This window comes from Spirosoma aureum, from assembly GCF_011604685.1.
GTDB classification, from domain to species: domain Bacteria; phylum Bacteroidota; class Bacteroidia; order Cytophagales; family Spirosomataceae; genus Spirosoma; species Spirosoma aureum.
This window is the reverse complement of the sequence record NZ_CP050063.1, coordinates 1,150,453-1,170,269: the sequence shown is the minus strand read 5'-3', so window position 1 is coordinate 1,170,269 and position 19,817 is coordinate 1,150,453. Positions and strand designations below refer to the sequence as shown.

Here is a 19,817-nt window from a genome sequence, read left to right as displayed (position 1 = left end):
AGGGCTTTTGTTTTTCGACAAAGCAGATTAAGCAGTTACCTTAGCTGGGTATTCCTGCGTTTGTACAATTTCTAAATCAGGCTTGGATTGGTCGGCAATGGTTACCCGCCCACGCTCTTTGCGTACAATCCGTGAATAAAGTGAAATCTCCTGATCGAAGAGGAACCGGAAAAATAACCGAACGAACGACGTATGGTATTTCAGGGTATCGTAGTATTCAGGAGCCGACTTCTTGATTTCCGGGAGTTTGTTCCAGGGAATCGAAGGAAAATCATGGTGTTCGTTATGAAAGCCTACGTTTAGATTAGGCCCATTCAGTCGGCCATAGTAACTGTAAGTCTCCTGTTCTTTATCGAGCGTTAAGTAATGCTCCTGAATCCAGCGGGCTCCAAGCGGGTGAAAGCCAACCGAGAAAAACAGGCAAAGGCCAAGGAAAATCAGTGCTTTCCAGCCAAACAAGACAACAATTAACACGTCGAAGGCAACCTGAACAATCATATTTGCCGCAACCCACTTATCGATAACGGCCAGTTCGCGACAACGAATCGTCCGAATACCCTGAAAAATAGGAAAAAGGAGTAGCCAGATCGCTTTGCCAATCGCATAGTTATTAATGAGTTTGGCTTCATACCAGTCCGGCAAATCAGCATCTAACTCATGAACGCCCTGAAACGCATGGTGCTTGATGTGGAAATTTTTAAAGGACAGTGCGGTCGGAAATACAGTTGGCAAGTTGGCAAAAATAGCTGCCCACATATTTGCCGACGGTTTCCGGAAGATCAGGTTGTGAGCTGCTTCGTGAATGCAGACAAACAGCGTATGAGCCGGAAAAGCACCAATAAACCAGGCAGCCGCTACAACGACCCACCAGGATTGATCACGAACCAGATAAGCCATACCGGTCATCAGCGTGACACAACCCAGTATAACCCAGAATGTCGTTGGATTCTTCTGGCCAATAAGCTTTTTAATTTCGGGATGCGATTTCAGGATTTGCCGCGTACGAATACGGTGCGGTTCGGTAGTATTTGATCGGACAAAGTCTGTGAATGTTGCCATAAGTAAAGCGTCGCCGTACAATTCGGTGAATAACGAACTGTAAATTTAACAAATTTTCGGATTGTATAGACTCTTGGCCGTTCCGTTACTCAGATAATCTTTATTTCCAATCAACTTAAACTCGGCTTACTCTATCACCTAAAAGGATTGTAGACTACACAGTGAAAGCTAATTAGTTAGTATACAACTTTTTACATAATGCACATTGAGTAGATTTATTTCTTGTAAAAGGGAAAAATCGCTTTCAATTAGCCAAAATAAAAGAGCCGCGTCTTCTCATCGAGCAGAGATCGCGGCCCTTCTTAATCGATTTATCAGTATAAATTCGATATTAGTCCATTGAGGGTTGGGGTTCGTTCTGTGGCAATATATCTGCCTTAATCTGCTCAATCACCCGTTCAATCATTTGGGCGGCCCCACGAAGGGCTCCGAAAATAATACATAACGGCAAAATGATGGGCAGAAAGAAAACCCATTGAAAGATCATGTACAAACGAAATTTTCTCATCGGTTCGGTCAGTGATTTATTAGATTAAGTTAACGGTTTTTTCTATTTGTAAAAAAGAGAATGTCGATTGTTTTCTCATCTTCCATCCATAATCAAAACTAAACTTGTATTAATACAAAAACAAGTTATTTATGAAAAAGTTCGATGAAATCAGATTCACGTGATCGAGCATACTCATAAAATCGTTGTCACCTGTATGCTTGTTTTATCTATAATCAATTTTGGTGCCAAAAAAATAACACAAAATTGATTATTTTAGTAAGTAACAATAAAATAGCAATGGCCTCTCATTTATACTCTATATTTTAATTTTAATTCAAATATATTTCGTCATCAGGCCATTCTATAACAAAATAAAGGAGCCCGGAAAATCTCTCCGGGCTCCTTTGCCAATTGTTTACTCTATCTCGTTTATTTCAAAGTTGCCACAGCATCCTTGATTCGCTGTACAGCTTCAGCGAGTGACTCATCGGAAGCAGCCGTGGAAATCCGAAGGCAGTTCGGTGCTCCAAAACCTGAACCGGCAACGGTTGCCACATGAGCGGTAGTTAATAACCATCCAGCAAAGTCATCCGAGTTTTCGATGGCCGTTGTGCCATCCGATTTACCGTAATAATAGCTGATATCAGGGAACGCGTAGAAAGCACCTTCGGGTACATTCGTACGGAACCCAGGTACTTCCTTCAATAATTTTACGACCAAATCGCGCCGACGATGGTAGGCTTTGGTCATTTCAAACGATGGCTCCAGAGTGCCCGTCAAAGCGGCAACAGTAGCTTTCTGAGCTATTGAGTTCGTACCCGACGTAACCTGACCCTGTAGTTTTTCAACACCATCAGCAATCCATTTAGCGGCTCCAATGTAGCCGATACGCCATCCCGTCATGGCAAAGCCCTTGGCAACGCCATTGACAGTGATAACCCGCTCCGCAATTTCAGGAATCGAGCCAATACTGAAATGACCTTCCGGCGTAAAGTTGATGTATTCGTAAATTTCGTCGGCCAGTACATAAATGTTATCGTGACGAGCTACGACATCGGCAATGGCCCGTAGCTCGGCTTCCGAATAAATCGAACCGGTCGGGTTATTAGGCGATGCATACATCACAATCTTGGTCCGGTCGGTAATGGCAGCTTCGAACTGTTCAGGAGTTACCTTAAAATTATTTTCGAACGAACCGTCAACGACAACCGCCTTCCCTTCGGCCAGTTTCACCATTTCAGAGTAACTAACCCAGTATGGGGAAAAAATAATTACTTCGTCGCCTGGATTGATCAATACCTGAATCACATTCGCCAGCGAGTGCTTGGCTCCGGTCGAAACAACGATGTTTTCGGGTTTCCAGTCAATATTATTGTCGCGCTTGAACTTATCAGCAATGGCTTTGCGAAGATCAGGATAGCCAGCAACGGGCGAATAGCCATGAAAACCATCATCAATGGCTTTTTTTGCCGCTTCGCAGATGTGTTGGGGCGTTTTAAAATCTGGCTCCCCGACGCTCAGGCTAATTACTTTGTGGCCCTGAGCGGCCAGTTCACGGGCTTTTTTGGTCATCGCCAGCGTGGACGACTCCTCCAGCGCGTTGATGCGGTCGGCTAACAAACTCACGGTGTCAAGCGTGGCAGACATAATCGGTGGTGATTTTTTAAGAAAATTACAACAAACTGACTACAAAGGTACTATGTTTTCAGTGGAGAGGAGGTATTTTTCAGAAATTAAAAATTACTACCTCACTCTCATCCATACACTCGTCTAGCAACTCAACTATTGTTTTTTGTAACACCGGATGAACAAAATCCGGTGCGATCTCGGCCAGTGGCACCAGTGTAAACCGTCGCACGTGCAGATACGGATGCGGAATGGTCAGGGTTTCCGTTTGGAGTATCTGTTGCCCGTAAAACAGGATATCAATATCGATAACTCGGGCGCCCCACTTTTCGAATCGCACCCGACCAAGCTCCTGCTCAATAGCCTGTGTCTGTTCAAGCAGTTGCTGTGGTTCCAGTTTAGTGTCAACAGCCAGCACCTGATTTAGATAATCCGGTTGGTCTGTTACACCCCAGGGAGCCGTTTGGTACAAACTTGATTGTTTTGCCAACGGCCCAATATGTTTCACGATCAGGTCAACGGCCCGGTTCAGTGTCTGGACACGGTCGCCAAGATTTGCGCCGAGAAGGAGAAAAATTTTCAATGAGAAAATGGTAAAAAAAAAGAATGAGTGCGTATCACAAAGAACCCTTTCACGCATTCTTTTTTTAGTCTTTAATAATCTTTGATTGGTTTGATATCGTAATACGCCTTGATTTCCTCCTCAGTTGGCGTTTTGGCCGGACGAACAAAGCGGAAGCCTACGAACGAAGCGGAGGTTAGCCACCAGTCTGATTTCGGGCTTTGTGGATCGAGTACTTTCCAGGCTGGGGCCGACGGTGTCCGGGCAGCCGACCGCAACACAGTCGGGTCATCGTCCCAGGAGCCGCCCCGCACTGAGTTTGGGTAAAGTGTCGTTGTCGGCGCATAAGGTTCCTTTGCTGTCCCTTTCGCCACCGATGCGTAATAACCCTCAATATACTGATCCTGAGTCCATTCCATTACATTACCATGCATATCATAGAGCCCAAACGAGTTTGGCTTCTTGGTTCCAACTTTTTTATAGCCGCCACCACTATTGCCATTAAAGACCGCATATTCGCCTAATTTCTTCACATCGCTTCCGAATGAATAGGCTAACGTAGCATTCTTATCATTTCCCCGACAGGCATATTCCCATTCAGCTTCTGTTGGCAGGCGATAAAAAACACCCGTCTTGGCATAGAGCCACGCGCAGAATTTTATGGCTGCATATTGTGTCATATTAATGGCCGGATATCCCGAACGGCCCATCCCGAACGACATATCGACATACGGTGGGCTGGGACGCGTGGTCGCGTCAGTTTTGGCAAGATTTGCGTCAGTTTGTGTGTATTTGGCGGCCATTTCCTTCTCCATATTGGTGAAGGCAAACAAGTCGTAGAGATCCCAGGTCACTTCATATTTACCCATATAAAAGGGCTCAATCACGACGCTATGCTGCGGGCTTTCGTCAGGTTTATGACCTTTCTCTGAAGGCAGACTACCCATCAGAAATTTACCGCCCGGAATGGCTACCAGGGCGTAAGTCTGGTCGCTACCCGGAATAACCTGTGTGTACGATTTAAAAGTGGTAGTCGTTTGTGCAGTTGTTTGAACTACCGAACCAATGGTAATGGCAATGGCTACACTGAGATGTTTCAGATGCATTGTTGGTTATTAGGAAAGGATTCTCGTTGGTCTGTAAAAGTACGAACGATTTTCTTTCTTGTACCTTTGTAGTAATAGATAGACGTTGGTCGACCAGGCGAACCATCTAAACGAATTAAACGGAGCAACGAGTTAACTCGTTATCTGACCTGATTGATGCAAGCATAACTAATGAATTACCTTTCAGCCGAAAATTTAACAAAATCATACGGCGACCGTATGCTGTTCCGTAACCTGACATTTGGGGTGAACCGGGGCGACAAGGTTGCTATTGTCGGAGCTAATGGCTCTGGGAAAACAACGCTACTCTCGATCCTGGCCGGATCTATGCCACCCGATTCGGGTATAGTCAGCCATCGGAAAGACATTAGCATCGGTTACCTCGATCAGCAACCTGATCTCAACGATGCACTGACCGTGATGGAAGTCGTTCTGGCGGGCGAGAGTGCGCAGCTCGATGCCGTACGGGCTTATGAACACGCGCTTGCCCACGACGACCATGCGGCTCTCGAACGGGCCATGTCGGATATGGAAAAGCTGGAGGCCTGGGATTATGAAGCCCAGATCCGGCAAATTCTGGGCGAGCTAGGTATTCAGGATGTTGAGCAGTCGGTTGGGTCGCTATCGGGCGGGCAACGCAAACGGGTTGCACTGGCGCGTGTACTGATTCAAAACCCCGACCTGCTTATTCTCGACGAGCCAACCAACCACCTCGATCTGGAAGCGATCGAATACCTCGAAAATTTCCTGAACACGAACAATGGTACGCTGCTGATGGTCTCTCACGACCGCTACTTTCTTGACCGGGTCTGCAACCAGATTGCCGAGTTAGATAGTGGGCAGCTTTATACCTACAAGGGCAATTACGCCTATTTTCTGGAGAAGAAAGACGAGCGCGAAACAGCGGCTGCCTCTGAACTGGCTAAAGATCGCAACACATTCCGGCGCGAGCTGGAATGGATGCGTCGACAACCCAAGGCGCGCGGAACGAAGGCGCAATACCGAATCGATGCGTTTGACGAACTGAAGGAAAAAACCAGCGGCAAACGGAACGATGGCGAACTGGATCTGAATCTGCGTACATCCCGATTGGGCAGTAAGATCCTTGAGGTAGAGAATCTTAGTAAACGTTTTGGGGAGAAAATACTGCTCGATCATTTTACCTACACCTTCAAACGGTCCGACCGAGTGGGGCTGATCGGGAAAAATGGAATGGGTAAAACCACACTGATGAACATGCTAACCGGTCAGTTGCGTCCTGATTCGGGGAAGATCATAACGGGTGGTACGGTCAAGTTCGGGTACTATACCCAAACCGAGCTGGATCTCCCCGAAAGTCAGCGTGTGATCGATGTCGTGCAGGATGTAGCCGAAGTTATGAAGCTTGCCAATGGCGATACCATAACGGCCAGTCAGCTGTTGACTCGATTCCTCTTTGACCGATCGAAACAGTATGATTATGTTGCCAAACTAAGCGGTGGCGAAAAACGTCGGCTGCAACTCCTGCTCGTGCTGGTACAGAATCCGAATTTTTTGATTCTTGATGAGCCAACGAATGACCTCGATATTACGACACTCAACGTTCTGGAAGATTTCCTGCTTAATTTCTCCGGATGCGTGCTGATCGTTACCCACGACCGGTACTTCATGGACCGACTCGTCGAGCACGTTTTTGTGATGGAAGGTGCGGGTAAAGTCCGTGACTTTCCAGGAAACTACACCGATTATCGGGAGTGGCGCGACTCACAGCCGAAGAGCACTTCACAAAATGATAAACCAGCGGCATCGGCGCCGAAGAACCAAACTCCTCCGCCCGTGGTTTCATCCGCGACGGTTGATGGGAACACGAATGGCGCCCGGAAGAAACTGTCATTCAAGGAAATCCGCGAGTATGAAACGCTCGAAAAAGAAATTGAGTCACTGGAGCAACGGAAGGCCGAAGTTATTGGTCTGCTTAATACAGGTGGGCATCACGAACAGCTAACGGCCTGGGCGCGGGAAATCGAAGAAATTGACCAAAGCATTGCTGAAAAATCGGACCGCTGGCTTGAGTTGGCGGAATATATTTAAAGAGCGAAAGAATGAATGAGCGAAAGAGTGGCCATGCTGCGCTTTCACCGCTTCGGCGTTATGCTCTTTTCGTCTTTCACTCTTTCTCTCGTTAAGCATGAACCAGATCGCTGAGTTTTTTCAATACCTGCTTAATTCAGAAGAAATCATCCGAACGGGTGGTTTAGTGCTGATTACGCTGATTATCTTCGTTGAGAACGGGATCATCTTCGGCTTCTTTCTGCCGGGTGATTACCTGCTGTTCTTATCGGGTGTGTTTGCAGGGACGAAAATCCTGAATGTTCCGCTGTGGATACTCTTACTCTGTATCTTTAGTGCCGCTGTTCTGGGTTCCTTAACAGGCTACCTGACGGGCTACTATTTTGGTGCCCGGATCAAAAATCGCCCTGATTCGCTCTTTTTCAAGCAGAAATACATTGATGATACACGGGCGGCTTTTATTCGTTACGGTAACGGAGCACTCATTGTTGCTCGTTTTTTACCCGTTGTCCGCACTTTTGCCCCGATTTTGGCCGGATTAATTCATATGCCATCCCGTTTTTTTATCCTCTACAACATTATTGGTGCTTCCATTTGGGTTTTAACCCTTGTGGGCGGGGGCTTTTATTTCGGAGAGCGGTTTCCATGGATCATCAATTATGTCCACTGGGTTATCATATTCTTCTTAGCTATCACAACATTCACCGTTGTGCGCGGATACCTAAATGCCCGTAAGGAAAAACAGGCCGAGAAGGTGTAAAAATTGTTAAGGGTAGTCGGTTTACTAGTGCTGACGCATGTTTTTTTTCAAAAGCTTAACATAAACCGACTACTATAACCAGTCTTAATTCCGCAATGGCTTACCGCCTGTCAGGAGGCTCTGAATACGTTCCAGTGTTTTCTTCTCGCCCGATAAGGATAGAAAAGCCTCACGCTCCAGATCGAGTAGGTATTGTTCCGATACGTTCTGCGGTGTACTCAAATCGCCACCGCAAATAACATAAGCTAACTTGTCGGCAATTTTCCGGTCGTGATCCGAAATATAGCGCCCCATGTGCATGGCCGTGATGCCCGCTTTGAACAAAGCAATACCTGTTTTACCCTGCACTTTGATATCCGTCCGTGGTTTGGGCTGCGTGTAGCCATCTTCAGCCATTTCAATGGCCGCTTGCTTGGCTTCAGCCAGCAGGCGACTACGGTTCAGCACGATCTGATCTGTTGAACGCAGGTAATTCATCTCACGGGCTTCCTGTGCCGAGGTCGACACCTTTGCTGTCGCGATATTCATGAATACATTTTGCAGAATATTCAGCTCAGGATCGCCGGTCTGGTAAAGGTCAGACGCGCGGGCGGCCATTTCTTTTGTGCCACCACCGGCTGGAATCAGTCCCACTCCTACTTCAACCAGTCCGATGTAGCTTTCGGCGTGGGCTACAGCACGATCGGCGTGCAGAACAGCCTCACAGCCACCTCCCAGCGTAAGTGTATGCGGAGCAACTACAACGGGTATCGACGAATAGCGTAAACGAGTAATCAACTTCTGGAACTGCGCAATCATCAGGTTCACTTCGTCGAACTCCTGTTCCACAGCATACATGAACAACGTGCCGAGATTGGCTCCGGCCGAGAAAGCTTCGGTCGAATCATTGCCGACAACAAGACCACGAAAATCTTTTTCGGCCAGCGATATTCCTTTTAGCAGCGCTTCAGAAACCTCCTGTCCGAAAGTATTCATCTTACTGCGGAACTCAACATTTAAAATACCATCACCAAGATCAACGACGTTTGCACCTGAATTCTTCCAGACAATATTGTTGCTGAGGTTTTCGAGGATCGTGAACGCTTCAGTACCCGGGATCGCTTTGTAGCTTTTTGTTAGAATGTCGTAGTATTTCCGCTTCCCGCCTTCAATTTTATAAAAACTATCGAAGCCAGCATCGAGCAGGTCATATACCCATTGCGCGGGTTTCTGACCGAACGATTCAATAAGTTCGACGCCTTTTTTAACGCCAATGGCATCCCAGGTTTCAAACAAGCCCAATTGCCAGCCAAAACCAGCCGTGATGGCCGCATCGATCCGATAGAGTTCATCCGAAATTTCGGGAATACGATAGCTCGCATACCGGAATCCATCGGCAAACGTCTGGCGATAAAATTCACCCGCTTTGTCTTTGCCAGCGATCAGCACAGGGAAGCGTTTTTTCAGGTTGTCGATTGCCTTCGTGCTTTCCAGTGTTGCAAATTTGACCTTTTCCGACGGCTTATACTCAAACGTTTTCAGATCCAGCGCCAGAATCAGCGTCTGACCTTTCTCATCCTTTGTTTTCTTGTAATAACCCTGACCCGTTTTGTCGCCAAGCCACTTATTTTCCATTAGCTTCTGCACCGAAGCGGGCAGCGCAAACGACGACCGGGATTCGTCATGTTCCATTTTGACTAGGTTACTGGCTACGTTTACCGTCGTATCCAGACCCACTACGTCCGACAGTCGGAACGTTCCCGATTTCGGACGTCCAACGACGGGGCCAGTCAGTTTATCAACTTCCTCGACCGTCAAGCCGAGTTCTTCAGCAACCCGGATGGTCTGAATCAGGGATTGAATACCAAGTCGGTTCGCAATAAAACCCGGTGTGTCTTTGCACAATACCGTCGTTTTGCCGAGGTATAAATCGCCGTAGTTCATCAGGAAGTCAACAACGGCCAGGTCCGTATCATGGCCGGGTATGATTTCCAGTAACCGCAGGTAACGGGGCGGGTTAAAGAAGTGGGTTCCGCAGAAATTACGACGAAAATCCTCACTCCGGCCTTCAGTAAGCAGGTGCATTGGAATTCCTGACGTGTTCGACGTAATCAGCGTTCCGGGCTTGCGAAACTGCTCCACCCGTTCATAAACCGACCGTTTTATATCTAACCGTTCAACAACGACCTCAATCACCCAATCGTAGGTAGCAATCTCTTTCAGGTTGTCATCAAAATTACCCAGTTTGATCCGGTCGGCAAATTTTGGGCTGTAAAGCGATGCCGGACTGGCTTTCAGCATCGTCTGGAACGCATCGTTAACAATACGGTTACGAACCGCTGGATTGTCGGTGGTCAGGCCCTTTGCTTTTTCGGCATCAGTTGGCTCCTTCGGAACAATATCTAACAACAATACATCCACTCCGATATTGGCAAAGTGGGCCGCAATCCGCGACCCCATAATGCCCGAGCCTAATACGGCCACCCGTCGGATGGTGCGATTTTTTGTTTGATGAGGGCGACTCTCCGATTTGTTTTTTTCCAGGGTTGCTTCCATGGTTTTGTGGTAATTAGGAATACGTATTGAACAGGTTTAAACAGTCGAATGAATTCGTCATTCAATCCGCATTCCTGTCTTTTAGTTTAATTAACTCTTCTACATCACCGATATCTTTTGCCCGACCAGTAGCCAGCTTTTCGGTGATCAGATCATTCAATTGAATTACTTTAAACGACACCCCATCAAACGTTACATCAATAGCTCGTTGATAGCACGTATCGAAATCAACATCCCGGAAGGCTTTAAGGCTATAGCCCATATCCAGCGTAAAGCCATATTTACCAACCGAAACAGATGTCCATCCAAAAATGAGTGGAACGCCCTTCAAGTAAGCAGCACCAGCAACCTCGTTTTCCTCCAGGGCCAGAATCAGATTCACTTTATTCTGTTCATCTGATTTCAACCACAAATCCATATCCTGCGTTGTGCGAACATGGCCGTGAATGACACCCGCCATACCACCTACCAATAAAAACTGAACGTTATGCCGATTAAAACTTTCCAGCAAGGACTGCACATCGTCGTCGGCAATATCCATATTCTTTGGTGGGTTCTTTGGATTAGCGTGATACAGTTTTGACGCCGTTCTCATCAGCCGAGTAAATGCCTTCAGTCGATTCTCAGCGGTGTTGATCATAACGGACATCGAAGTCAACGAGATTAATCCAATGGCAATTCTTCTGGTTCAGCAGCTTTGATTTTCGCGTTCTCCTCCTCAACAATCCGGTTGATATCCTTAATCACATCAAAGAAGACGACCAGTTTATCGAGGGGAATTTTTTCGCGAATCATGTTATTGAACTGAATAACCCCTTCACGAGCCATCTCCCGCTTGGCTTTCCCTTCTTCGGTCAGGTAAATCCGGACAAATCGCTTGTCGTTATCGTCAACTTCCCGGCGAATCAGACCGCGTTCTTCCAGGCTTTTTAGCATACGAACCAGCGAACGGGGTTCCATGCCGAGCAATGGGCCAATTTTAGTAGCGGGCGTGCCTTCTTCGAGGTCAATATTCAGCAATACGTATCCAATCGCCATCGTAATGTCGAATCGGGATGCGTAGGCGTTATACATTCGAGAAATAGCATGCCACCCCCACTTTATATGGAAATCTACAGTTTTCTCTTTCTTCATAGCAGGTATCGCACGGTCCAATTTCTGGCCGTAAATCTACTATTTTTTTTGAAAATAGTATGCATGCATAATGTTCGAATAAGCCGAGTCGGTTTGATAGTTCAGTTTATTCAGACACCAGCTTATCAATCAGGCGGTTGAACTCATCAACATACTGATCGTAGTATTTGCCCGTGCCAGGGCCAGAGAAACCGGTATGAATGTGGCGCACCTTGCCTTTTTTATCGATGATGATTGTAGTTGGAAAAGCGACTACAGCATTCAGATCTGGCAATGCTTTCGAAGCCTGTGCCTTATCATTCGTACCCGCCAACGCAATAGGATAGTCGATTTTAAAACGTTGCTTCATCCGTTCGATCTTTGGGCCCGACACGGCCATTTCGGGCGAACGCTCAAAGGCCAGTCCCAGCACCTCAATCCCACGCTGTTTGTTACGCTTGTACCACGGGCTCAGAAAATTAGTCTCATCCATGCAGTTAGGGCACCATGAACCCAGAATCTGCACAATTGTCACCTTATCCTTAAAGCGGGGATCTGTCAGCGAAACAACTTTACCATTAGGTTCAGGAAAAGCGACATTGAGCGTTTTCGATTCCGGCTTCAGGTAGGTCAATTTGGCCGGATCGGGCAGGTCAGCTTTCGGATCAAACCGAGCCGCCCATGATTCATAGCCCGACACACCGGCCCATAAACCACCCGTTAACGTTTTAGTTGCCGGGTTATGTTTCGCTTTAAACAAATACACGTGTGAACCGTCGAAACAGGACAGAAATAAACTGTCGCCATCTACATTCCCATCCAGATAACGGTAGTCGCCGGTGGGTGTCAGGAACGTACCGGCTAGATGATTTCCTTTCTGATCAAATATGCCAACGGCATTAACTGTATCAACTTTTCCGGTTTTGCTACCGAGTTCAGTAGCCCACTTACCGCTTAGGTTGCCTGTAGCGGGTTTATCGCTCACCTTAAACCGATAGGTCAGGCCGTGGGTAGCTTCAAAAGGCAAGCTTTGCACCTGCTGACCGACACGACGCCGACGCCAGACGCCACGGAGCGTTTTATCCTCTATCTTTGCAACTAATTCTGACTCAAACAAGGCCATCGGAATTCGGATCGAGTCGTCCTGTACAGTAGACGGGTCCATGGGTAGCCGTTCGTTGCCATTAAGCACAAAAACGGTATACCCTTTGGAATCGCCTGCTGTGGGCTGAATATCTAATCCGAAGGGTAATTCACCACCTCGGGTTTTCAGGAAAGCCCGATAAATACCCGGTTTAACGGAGGCAGGGGCCGATTGGCCGGAGCAGGCAACTGGCAACGACAGCAGCAGGATGGCTGCGATAGGAAGGAGTTTTTTCATCTTTTTTGATAATTCAGGATGCAGGTTGTAGATACTAGACAAAAGTACATCATAGACTTACTTATAACGTCCAGTAACTGAGCTTCAACGTCCGAAATAACGACCTCTAGTGAAGGTTAGTTTCTGAATGACAAATTACCACGAACCCGTTTTATTACAAGCCTGTATTGACGGCCTGAATCTACAACCCGGCGGTACCTACGTCGATATAACGTTTGGCGGTGGCGGTCACAGCCGTGCGATCCTCGATCAACTGGAAGGCGGACGGCTTTTCGGCTTCGATCAGGATGCCGACGCCCGCGCCAATGCACAGGCGATTGGCGATTCGCGGCTGACCTTCGTTGCGTCTAATTTCCGGAACATCAAACGCTATTTACGGCTGTATAAAGCCGAACAGGCAGATGGGATCCTGGCCGACCTGGGTATTTCGTCGCACCAGATCGACACGCCCGAACGTGGTTTCTCAACCCGATTCGATGCTGACCTCGACATGCGCATGAACCAGCAGGCCGAGCGAACTGCCCGACAGGTTGTGAATGAATACGCAGAAGCAGACTTGCACCGGATTCTGGGCATGTATGGCGAGATTACCAATGCCCGAACGGCAGCTGGCGCCATTGTATCGGCCCGGTCAAACCGGCCGCTCAAAACGGTAAATGATCTGAAAGCAGCCTTACAGCGCTATGCACCACGCGGCAAGGAGAATAAATACTTTGCACAGGTATTTCAGGCGCTTCGTATTGAAGTGAATGAGGAACTACAGGCGCTGGAAGAGTTTTTGGAGCAGGTGCCGGACATCCTGAAACCAGGTGGTCGACTCGTTGTTATGTCCTATCATTCGCTCGAAGATCGGTTGGTCAAGAACTTCATTAACAAAGGCAAATTTCAGGGCGAGGTAGAGAAAGATTTGTTCGGCAATGAAATCAAACCCCTGCGATCCATCACCCGCAAGCCAATTGAAGCCACACCCGACGAGATTGCCCGCAACCCCCGAGCCCGAAGCGCAAAGTTGCGAATTGCGGAGAAATTGTAGGAAGCTTTCTGTTTTTATACTGCGGGCTGTAATACAGCCTGTTGTGCCTTTTTTATCTGCTTTAGTCCACTTTGAATGATACCCAGTACCATAATCCAGGCAATTGTTCCCAATATTAGTTGCTTGGTCGGCAAAAACCAGATATACGGCAGAATGGGCACTTCAAAAGGCGCATTCCAAATCATGTGGATCAGCACAACAGCGATAAACGTTCGTAAAAACCCTTTATCTTTTAGCATATCCCACTCAAATGATTGCTTTCCTTTGACCCGCCAAATGGCAGCGGCCGCGATGGCAGTCCAGACGACATGGCTAAAAGGAGCCAAAACGCCCCGCAAAAAAATGTTACTGATGGCCTGACTGAATCCACCCTGCATTAGAACAACAAACGCATAGCCCGACGATTCAAACGCTGCGAATCCGGTTCCGACGGCTGCGCCAAATAACAGTCCATTCAATATCCAGTGATACTGGTTTTTGTTGCGCATGAGTATCAGAACGGCGAGTAATTTACCTGATTCCTCCACAATTCCTGCGCTCGAAGCGCCTAGAAAAGTACCCAGAAACGCTGTATTGCTAAAGAAAAAGAGGGAAATCAGCAGCGAAGCCATTCCTCCCGAAAAGACCAGTTTGATCGTTTGGTATAACGAGACATTTTGCGGAGCATTCATTTCCCAGAAAAAGATCAGGCTACCAAAAGGCACCGCAAACGAGCCAACAAACAGCAATCCAGGAATCAATAATTCATTTTGAAACTGCGTTACGGCCAGAAAAAGACTGATGAAAAGTAATAAAGCACTTCCTCCAAAACGAACAAAGAGCCAGGGCTGGGGCCAATGAGAAGCAATGGTGCCAATGACCGGCGTCGTCTGGCGGGTTCCGACGGTAAAGGCACTTTCAATATCCTCATCGGATCGTTTTTCGCCCACTTTGGCAAAAATGGTTTTCAAACTGAAATCGCTGTCCAGCGTATCAACACCGGTCAGGGTTGAAATTCGATTTACTGAGTTCGAAAAATCGATACCAGCAAATGGGTTCACGGGAATGGGGCCGGTTGAGACAGGCTTACTAAGAAGTCGCCAGTGCGATGAGCCAATCAGCAGATCTGCAGCAGGGCTTAATTCGCCCGTAGTAACGGCTCTGCCATTTAATTCGACCAATTGCACACCGATGGTTTGGAAATACACGTGCTGACCATCGAAAACCATGGCCAGATGCTCATCGGCAACCTGGGGGTCACTGAGCGGAATTGTTGACTGAGGATTACGCCCGACCACTACGCGAACATGCGGCATTAGTACCGCAGACCGGCCCGTATCAGGTCCGCTTATACACTCAAAAACGGTTTGATGAGTCAAAAAAGAGGTCATGGGGTGCAGGCTTTCATTTCTGATTCTAAAATAAGCACATTACCGAAATACCTTTATCCACAATTTGTATTCTGCCTTTGAAAGCACCACTATCTGCCAATGTGCCGACAAAAATTTAGTTACAATTTATATATTTGATTGTTTAGTCTTTGCTCCATTGTTTCATACCGCTTAATTGGAGGCTTTTAATTCTCCATTCGTTCGTAGTTTTGACAACTAATTTCCAATCTGTTTACCGTAACGTTCTATGTTATCCAAGACCTTTGGGGCGGCCGTTTATGGCGTCAATGCCAGTTTGATTACGATTGAAGTGGTTGTCGCACAGGGCTTACATTTCCATCTGGTTGGCTTACCCGACAGTGCTGTTAAGGAAAGCGAACAGCGTGTTGAAGCGTCGCTGAAGTTTTTTGGTTATCGAATGCCCCGCCAGAAAATTGTGGTAAATCTGGCGCCCGCCGATGTCCGGAAAGAAGGGTCGGCCTATGACCTGCCTATCGCCCTCTGCGTGCTTCAGGCGTCTGAACAAATCACGACACAACGCAATCTCGAAGAGTATGTCATTATGGGCGAATTAGCCCTTGATGGGATGTTAAGACCCATAAAGGGTGTTTTGCCCATCGCTATTGAAGCCAGGAAACGAGGCTACAAAGGATTCGTCCTTCCGGTCGAAAATGCCCAGGAAGCATCCATTGTCAATAATCTGGATGTTATTGGCGTCGCTACCATGCAGGAAGCCGTCGAGTTTTTTGAAGGAAAGAAAGATATTGAACCCGTGGTGAGCGATACCCGCGATTTGTTCATGAGCCAGCTCAATGCCTATGAGGTCGATTTTTCGCACGTGCAGGGGCAGGAAAACATCAAACGGGCAATGGAAATTGCGGCCGCTGGTGGTCATAATGTGATCATGATTGGGCCTCCCGGAGCCGGTAAAACCATGCTGGCCAAACGATTACCCAGCATTTTGCCTCCATTGACGTTACAGGAAGCGCTGGAAACAACGAAAATCCATTCTGTAGCCGGTAAGCTCGGAAGCCGCGCCAACCTGATTGCCACCCGCCCCTATCGCTCACCACATCACACCATTTCCGACGCGGCCCTTGTTGGCGGAGGCAGTTTCCCGCAGCCGGGAGAAATCTCGCTCGCGCATAATGGCGTCTTGTTTCTGGACGAATTGCCTGAATTTAAACGCTCAGCCCTGGAGGTGATGCGCCAACCGCTTGAGGACCGTAAGGTAAGCATTTCAAGGGCGAAGTGGGCGGTCGAATTTCCGGCTAGTTTCATGCTTATTGCCAGTATGAATCCCTGCCCCTGCGGCTATTACAATCATCCTGAAAAAGAATGCGTTTGTGGGCCGGGCGTCGTACAAAAATACCTGGCGAAAGTCAGTGGCCCCCTCCTCGACCGGATTGATTTACACGTTGAGGTAACGCCCGTTTCGTTCGACCAGATGACAGCCAACCGTCCTGCCGAATCGAGCGAAGTTATCCGGGAGCGGGTAATTCGGGCTCGGGCCATGCAAACAGCCCGTTTTGAGCAACAGCCGGGCATTTACTCCAATGCCATGATGCCTTCACAAATGGTAAAAGAAATCTGTGTCATCAACGACGCCGGACGTGCTTTGCTCAGAACCGCAATGGAACGATTGGGCTTATCGGCAAGGGCATACGATCGCATTCTGAAAGTATCGCGTACCATTGCGGATCTGGCCGGAACCGACGAAATCCGGATCGAACACCTCGCCGAAGCCATTCAGTACCGGAGTCTCGACCGGGAAAATTGGGCGGGTTGATTACTGGTGAACAGTGGGCAATTTGGGTCGTAGCGTTAAGCGACAATCGGCTTCTACGTTCAACCTGCCAGTCAGGAATCGGTTACTGGCAAAGCTTGCCAAAATTGCGTATTATCGCCCACAAAAACTGGCAGGCGACTATGCACAAAGCACCCGGAAGACGACAATTTTTAGCAACCTTCACCAAAGCGGTAGGTACGTCTATGCTAATGAACGCTCCCTTTCTCAGTCAGGCGGGATCGCCAGAAGTCAGCCAGGCATCGTTTACGGTCGGCCAGGTGATGGATCTGATCCTGAAGACTATTCCCAATGCTCCCTTTCCGAAAACGGTAGACACCTTAAAATCAGGAAATGCGGCCCAAAAAGTAACGGGCATTGTGTCGACAATGTTTGGCACCATAGAGGTCATCGAAAAAACCATTGCCGCGGGCGCTAACTTCATCATTGCCCACGAGCCTACTTTTTATAATCACGCCGATGAGACCGACTGGCTAAGCAACGATCCGGTCTTTAAGTATAAGCATGAGTTGCTAACCAAAAATGGCATTGCACTCTGGCGATTCCATGATTACTGGCATTCACATCGTCCCGACGGCATTCGGACAGGGATGCTATCGGCCCTGGCGTGGGAAAATTATGTAGATCCTCAAAATCCACAGGTACTTATAATACCCGCAACCTCGCTAACTCAACTTATTGCCCATGCGAAACAAAAACTAGGCATCAAGCAAGTACGCGTTGTTGGCGACACGGCACAATCCTGTAAGCGCGTGCTGTTGCTGCCGGGCGCTGCAGGCGGGCGAAACCAGATTATGGCGATCGAGAAGGCGAAACCGGATGTGGTCCTTTGTGGAGAAGCCAGCGAATGGGAAACACCGGAATACATTCGGGATGCACGTCGTCAGGGCCAAAAAATATCCCTGGTTGTGCTGGGCCATATCATGAGCGAAGCGGCTGGTATGGAGTGGCTGGTTTCCTGGCTGAAGCCTAAACTGCCCGATGTGAAAATCTCGTATATACCTTCCGGCAATCCATTCAGCTACGAATAAGTTTGGGTAAACACAGCCCGGCCAGGAAAACCACCCGTTTTTTAGGGCTTTCGCTCTGAAGCGTGCCACCGCAACCGCGGACGGTGGTTACTGATGCTGCTCCTAATAACCGTGGCACATTTCAGAGCGAAAGCCCTATTCTTATACAATCATTTGATCAGGTTAGCCAAATCGACTTTCAATTGGTTGATCCTGCGCTGGTAAACAAAATCATCGGCAGAAAGCAACCGTGTTCGTTGAAGCCAAGGCTGATTAACGACTTTGTTCGTATAGTGCGACATCAACAAATCGGTTTGACTTATCGCCTTGACCAGATCGAAATTTAGACTTGAATTTATACTGACGACTTTTTGCGAAGCTATCTGCCCTTCACTGGCAGGAATTCGCTGATAATCGACTGATAGGCTGTTGTCGATCAGATCTTTGTCGCCATACACGATTCGTCCATTCACGATCGTACAACGTACCGAACGATCATCCTGCGTATGTAAAGCGGCCAAAGCCGGTTGCTCAGGTGTTTGCTTACGTAAAATGAAAAAATCGGCATTGTAACCCGGCTGAATAGAACCAACCTTGAGACTTCCTAAAGCCGTTGCCGGATTTTGCGTCATCATGGCCAGTAGTTGCGCGTCACTTACAGACAACGTCAGCATATCGCAGAAATGGCGGGCAAATTTAAATTCATCCCAAACGTGCTTACTGCCACTGGGTGCCCAGTCTGACCCTAGACAGACATTTATGCCATGATTCAGGAGCGTTTTAACAGGGATCGTGTCGCGATACAGGATCAGATTTGATACCGGCGACCACACCACACTTATCTGGTTCTCGCGCAGAAAATCGAGCGTTTCGTTGTCGGAATAATCTAATCCACACGCATGCGTAAGAGTTAAATTCGCTGTTTTCAGAAACGTGGTGTACGTTGAATCCGTAAGTGCCCGTCGAAATTCAGTGAACTCACGTCGACTGAACCCATCCGGGTTACCGCGCTGAAGATAACCCGCTCTGCCTTCAGCAATGTGAGCGATACAGGCATAATAACGATTATTTCCCTCGCGCACTGAGCTTAGAAAATCGTCAAAACTCGGATGGCGCATCATAGGCCATGAGCTGGTATCGTCATCAGCCAAGTTCGGCGAACCAGGTGCATCAAAATTCGGCCCTGGCCTTACGAAATCAACGACGGAAAATACTCTTTTTGTCTGAGGAATACCCAACTCGCCGGGGTCCGTCGTGTCTCGAATAATAAAATTGGGAATCTTTCCGTCATTCTCCAGTTTAATCGTCTGCTGAACGAGCGTAGTTCCACCGGCAACAGACTGTAATTCAGTAACGATGCCATGCAGCTTCTGTACCTCCTTCATCGCAGCATCTACGGAAGCGGTTGCTAATGGAGGATGATTCCCTGTATTGGGCGGTTGAAGTACCGATTTAATAAAGTCAAACGATTCCTGCTGCCAATTGGCCTCAATATACTCCTTGAAATTTTTTATATCCTTGATATATTGTTCATTGTTACGCCACTGAAAGCGATTACTCCAAACAGCAGGGCTTTTCCAAAGTGGAAAAACGTTATATTCCGAATGAACATGTAAATTGATCAACCCGGGCAAAATAGTCTCATTATCAGCCAGCTCCAATCGGATCAGGTTGGGCAAGTCGAAGGGGACTTTTCCAGGTTGCACAGCTGTAATTCGTCCGTTTTGAACAAGAATTGTTTTAACGGATTCGCGGCCCTGATCATCGACTACATTACCGATTATGCATAAAGGGCGACCAGAGGAGGTAAACATCGTAGGGGTGGCTGGGAAACGAATGAATTTCACAAAAATAGAAATTCAATTCATTAAAGACCTCATTTACAAATAGCTATGAGGATTATCCAGCATTAATAA

General features: G+C 47.7%; 16 protein-coding genes. 5 read left to right on the top strand and 11 right to left on the bottom strand.

Annotated elements, in window-relative coordinates:
• Positions 1 to 27: 27 nt before the first annotated feature.
• The 5 genes from G8759_RS04750 to G8759_RS04730 form a co-directional block, all read right to left on the bottom strand.
• Positions 28 to 1,059 carry a fatty acid desaturase gene (locus G8759_RS04750; RefSeq protein WP_167205704.1) on the bottom strand — a complete coding sequence of 344 codons (1,032 nt, stop codon included), beginning with the start codon at positions 1,057 to 1,059 and terminating at the stop codon, positions 28 to 30.
• Between the two features lie 331 nt (positions 1,060 to 1,390).
• Positions 1,391 to 1,567 (bottom strand): hypothetical protein, encoded by a 177-nt coding sequence (locus G8759_RS04745; RefSeq protein WP_162383932.1) that lies wholly within the window; start codon positions 1,565 to 1,567, stop codon positions 1,391 to 1,393.
• Positions 1,568 to 1,978: 411 nt separating this feature from the next.
• Positions 1,979 to 3,196 carry a pyridoxal phosphate-dependent aminotransferase gene (locus G8759_RS04740; RefSeq protein ID WP_167205702.1) on the bottom strand — a complete coding sequence of 406 codons (1,218 nt, stop codon included), beginning with the start codon at positions 3,194 to 3,196 and terminating at the stop codon, positions 1,979 to 1,981.
• Between the two features lie 79 nt (positions 3,197 to 3,275).
• Entirely contained in the window at positions 3,276 to 3,758 is a 483-nt protein-coding gene (gene folK / locus G8759_RS04735; RefSeq protein ID WP_232074131.1) for a 2-amino-4-hydroxy-6-hydroxymethyldihydropteridine diphosphokinase, read from the bottom strand.
• A gap of 71 nt (positions 3,759 to 3,829) precedes the next feature.
• Positions 3,830 to 4,843 carry a formylglycine-generating enzyme family protein gene (locus G8759_RS04730; protein ID WP_167205698.1) on the bottom strand — a complete coding sequence of 338 codons (1,014 nt, stop codon included), beginning with the start codon at positions 4,841 to 4,843 and terminating at the stop codon, positions 3,830 to 3,832.
• Between the two features lie 171 nt (positions 4,844 to 5,014).
• Between G8759_RS04730 and G8759_RS04725 the strand changes: the two genes are divergently transcribed.
• Together G8759_RS04725 and G8759_RS04720 are read left to right on the top strand one after the other, a co-directional pair.
• Complete coding sequence (locus G8759_RS04725) at positions 5,015 to 6,913, top strand: ABC-F family ATP-binding cassette domain-containing protein (protein WP_167205696.1); 1,899 nt, start codon at positions 5,015 to 5,017, stop codon at positions 6,911 to 6,913.
• 97 nt (positions 6,914 to 7,010) lie between these two features.
• Positions 7,011 to 7,652 carry a DedA family protein gene (locus tag G8759_RS04720; protein ID WP_167205693.1) on the top strand — a complete coding sequence of 214 codons (642 nt, stop codon included), beginning with the start codon at positions 7,011 to 7,013 and terminating at the stop codon, positions 7,650 to 7,652.
• Positions 7,653 to 7,736: 84 nt separating this feature from the next.
• On the opposite strand, the gene G8759_RS04715 is transcribed toward G8759_RS04720, so the two are convergent.
• The 4 genes from G8759_RS04715 to G8759_RS04700 all read right to left on the bottom strand — a co-directional run bounded on the left by G8759_RS04715 (position 7,737) and on the right by G8759_RS04700 (position 12,681).
• The gene (locus tag G8759_RS04715; protein WP_167205691.1) at positions 7,737 to 10,187 is read right to left on the bottom strand and encodes a 3-hydroxyacyl-CoA dehydrogenase/enoyl-CoA hydratase family protein; all 2,451 of its coding nucleotides are present in this window, start codon (positions 10,185 to 10,187) and stop codon (positions 7,737 to 7,739) included.
• Positions 10,188 to 10,248: 61 nt separating this feature from the next.
• On the bottom strand, positions 10,249 to 10,827 hold the full coding sequence (locus tag G8759_RS04710) for a nucleotidyltransferase (protein ID WP_232074130.1): 579 nt from the start codon (positions 10,825 to 10,827) through the stop codon (positions 10,249 to 10,251).
• Between the two features lie 23 nt (positions 10,828 to 10,850).
• Positions 10,851 to 11,321 (bottom strand): MarR family winged helix-turn-helix transcriptional regulator, encoded by a 471-nt coding sequence (locus G8759_RS04705; RefSeq protein ID WP_167205689.1) that lies wholly within the window; start codon positions 11,319 to 11,321, stop codon positions 10,851 to 10,853.
• A 106-nt stretch (positions 11,322 to 11,427) separates the two neighbouring features.
• On the bottom strand, positions 11,428 to 12,681 hold the full coding sequence (locus G8759_RS04700; RefSeq protein ID WP_167205687.1) for a TlpA disulfide reductase family protein: 1,254 nt from the start codon (positions 12,679 to 12,681) through the stop codon (positions 11,428 to 11,430).
• A 127-nt stretch (positions 12,682 to 12,808) separates the two neighbouring features.
• Between G8759_RS04700 and rsmH the strand changes: the two genes are divergently transcribed.
• The gene (gene rsmH / locus G8759_RS04695) at positions 12,809 to 13,714 is read left to right on the top strand and encodes a 16S rRNA (cytosine(1402)-N(4))-methyltransferase RsmH (RefSeq protein WP_167205685.1); all 906 of its coding nucleotides are present in this window, start codon (positions 12,809 to 12,811) and stop codon (positions 13,712 to 13,714) included.
• A 14-nt stretch (positions 13,715 to 13,728) separates the two neighbouring features.
• Here the strand turns inward: rsmH and G8759_RS04690 are convergent, their stop codons facing one another.
• The gene (locus G8759_RS04690; RefSeq protein ID WP_167205683.1) at positions 13,729 to 15,084 is read right to left on the bottom strand and encodes a PrsW family glutamic-type intramembrane protease; all 1,356 of its coding nucleotides are present in this window, start codon (positions 15,082 to 15,084) and stop codon (positions 13,729 to 13,731) included.
• A gap of 247 nt (positions 15,085 to 15,331) precedes the next feature.
• On the opposite strand from G8759_RS04690, the gene G8759_RS04685 reads away from it, so the two are divergent.
• Both G8759_RS04685 and G8759_RS04680 read left to right on the top strand, forming a co-directional pair.
• Positions 15,332 to 16,873: a YifB family Mg chelatase-like AAA ATPase gene (locus tag G8759_RS04685; RefSeq protein WP_167205681.1), complete on the top strand. Its 1,542-nt coding sequence runs from the start codon at positions 15,332 to 15,334 to the stop codon at positions 16,871 to 16,873.
• 140 nt (positions 16,874 to 17,013) lie between these two features.
• Positions 17,014 to 17,922 carry a Nif3-like dinuclear metal center hexameric protein gene (locus G8759_RS04680; protein ID WP_167205679.1) on the top strand — a complete coding sequence of 303 codons (909 nt, stop codon included), beginning with the start codon at positions 17,014 to 17,016 and terminating at the stop codon, positions 17,920 to 17,922.
• Between the two features lie 149 nt (positions 17,923 to 18,071).
• Here G8759_RS04680 and G8759_RS04675 read toward each other — a convergent pair whose 3' ends face one another.
• Complete coding sequence (locus tag G8759_RS04675; RefSeq protein WP_167205677.1) at positions 18,072 to 19,715, bottom strand: amidohydrolase family protein; 1,644 nt, start codon at positions 19,713 to 19,715, stop codon at positions 18,072 to 18,074.
• Positions 19,716 to 19,817 lie beyond the last annotated feature (102 nt).

What these genes read in the sequence shown, in the direction of transcription:
- G8759_RS04750 (WP_167205704.1), bottom strand. Translation starts at nt 1,059, where the DNA reads ATGGCAACATTCACAGACTTTGTCCGATCAAATACTACCGAACCGCAC.
- G8759_RS04745 (WP_162383932.1), bottom strand. Translation starts at nt 1,567, where the DNA reads ATGAGAAAATTTCGTTTGTACATGATCTTTCAATGGGTTTTCTTTCTG.
- G8759_RS04740 (WP_167205702.1), bottom strand. Translation starts at nt 3,196, where the DNA reads ATGTCTGCCACGCTTGACACCGTGAGTTTGTTAGCCGACCGCATCAAC.
- G8759_RS04730 (WP_167205698.1), bottom strand. Translation starts at nt 4,843, where the DNA reads ATGCATCTGAAACATCTCAGTGTAGCCATTGCCATTACCATTGGTTCG.
- G8759_RS04725 (WP_167205696.1), top strand. Translation starts at nt 5,015, where the DNA reads ATGAATTACCTTTCAGCCGAAAATTTAACAAAATCATACGGCGACCGT.
- G8759_RS04720 (WP_167205693.1), top strand. Translation starts at nt 7,011, where the DNA reads ATGAACCAGATCGCTGAGTTTTTTCAATACCTGCTTAATTCAGAAGAA.
- G8759_RS04715 (WP_167205691.1), bottom strand. Translation starts at nt 10,187, where the DNA reads ATGGAAGCAACCCTGGAAAAAAACAAATCGGAGAGTCGCCCTCATCAA.
- G8759_RS04710 (WP_232074130.1), bottom strand. Translation starts at nt 10,827, where the DNA reads ATGATCAACACCGCTGAGAATCGACTGAAGGCATTTACTCGGCTGATG.
- G8759_RS04705 (WP_167205689.1), bottom strand. Translation starts at nt 11,321, where the DNA reads ATGAAGAAAGAGAAAACTGTAGATTTCCATATAAAGTGGGGGTGGCAT.
- G8759_RS04700 (WP_167205687.1), bottom strand. Translation starts at nt 12,681, where the DNA reads ATGAAAAAACTCCTTCCTATCGCAGCCATCCTGCTGCTGTCGTTGCCA.
- rsmH (WP_167205685.1), top strand. Translation starts at nt 12,809, where the DNA reads ATGACAAATTACCACGAACCCGTTTTATTACAAGCCTGTATTGACGGC.
- G8759_RS04690 (WP_167205683.1), bottom strand. Translation starts at nt 15,084, where the DNA reads ATGACCTCTTTTTTGACTCATCAAACCGTTTTTGAGTGTATAAGCGGA.
- G8759_RS04685 (WP_167205681.1), top strand. Translation starts at nt 15,332, where the DNA reads ATGTTATCCAAGACCTTTGGGGCGGCCGTTTATGGCGTCAATGCCAGT.
- G8759_RS04680 (WP_167205679.1), top strand. Translation starts at nt 17,014, where the DNA reads ATGCACAAAGCACCCGGAAGACGACAATTTTTAGCAACCTTCACCAAA.
- G8759_RS04675 (WP_167205677.1), bottom strand. Translation starts at nt 19,715, where the DNA reads ATGTTTACCTCCTCTGGTCGCCCTTTATGCATAATCGGTAATGTAGTC.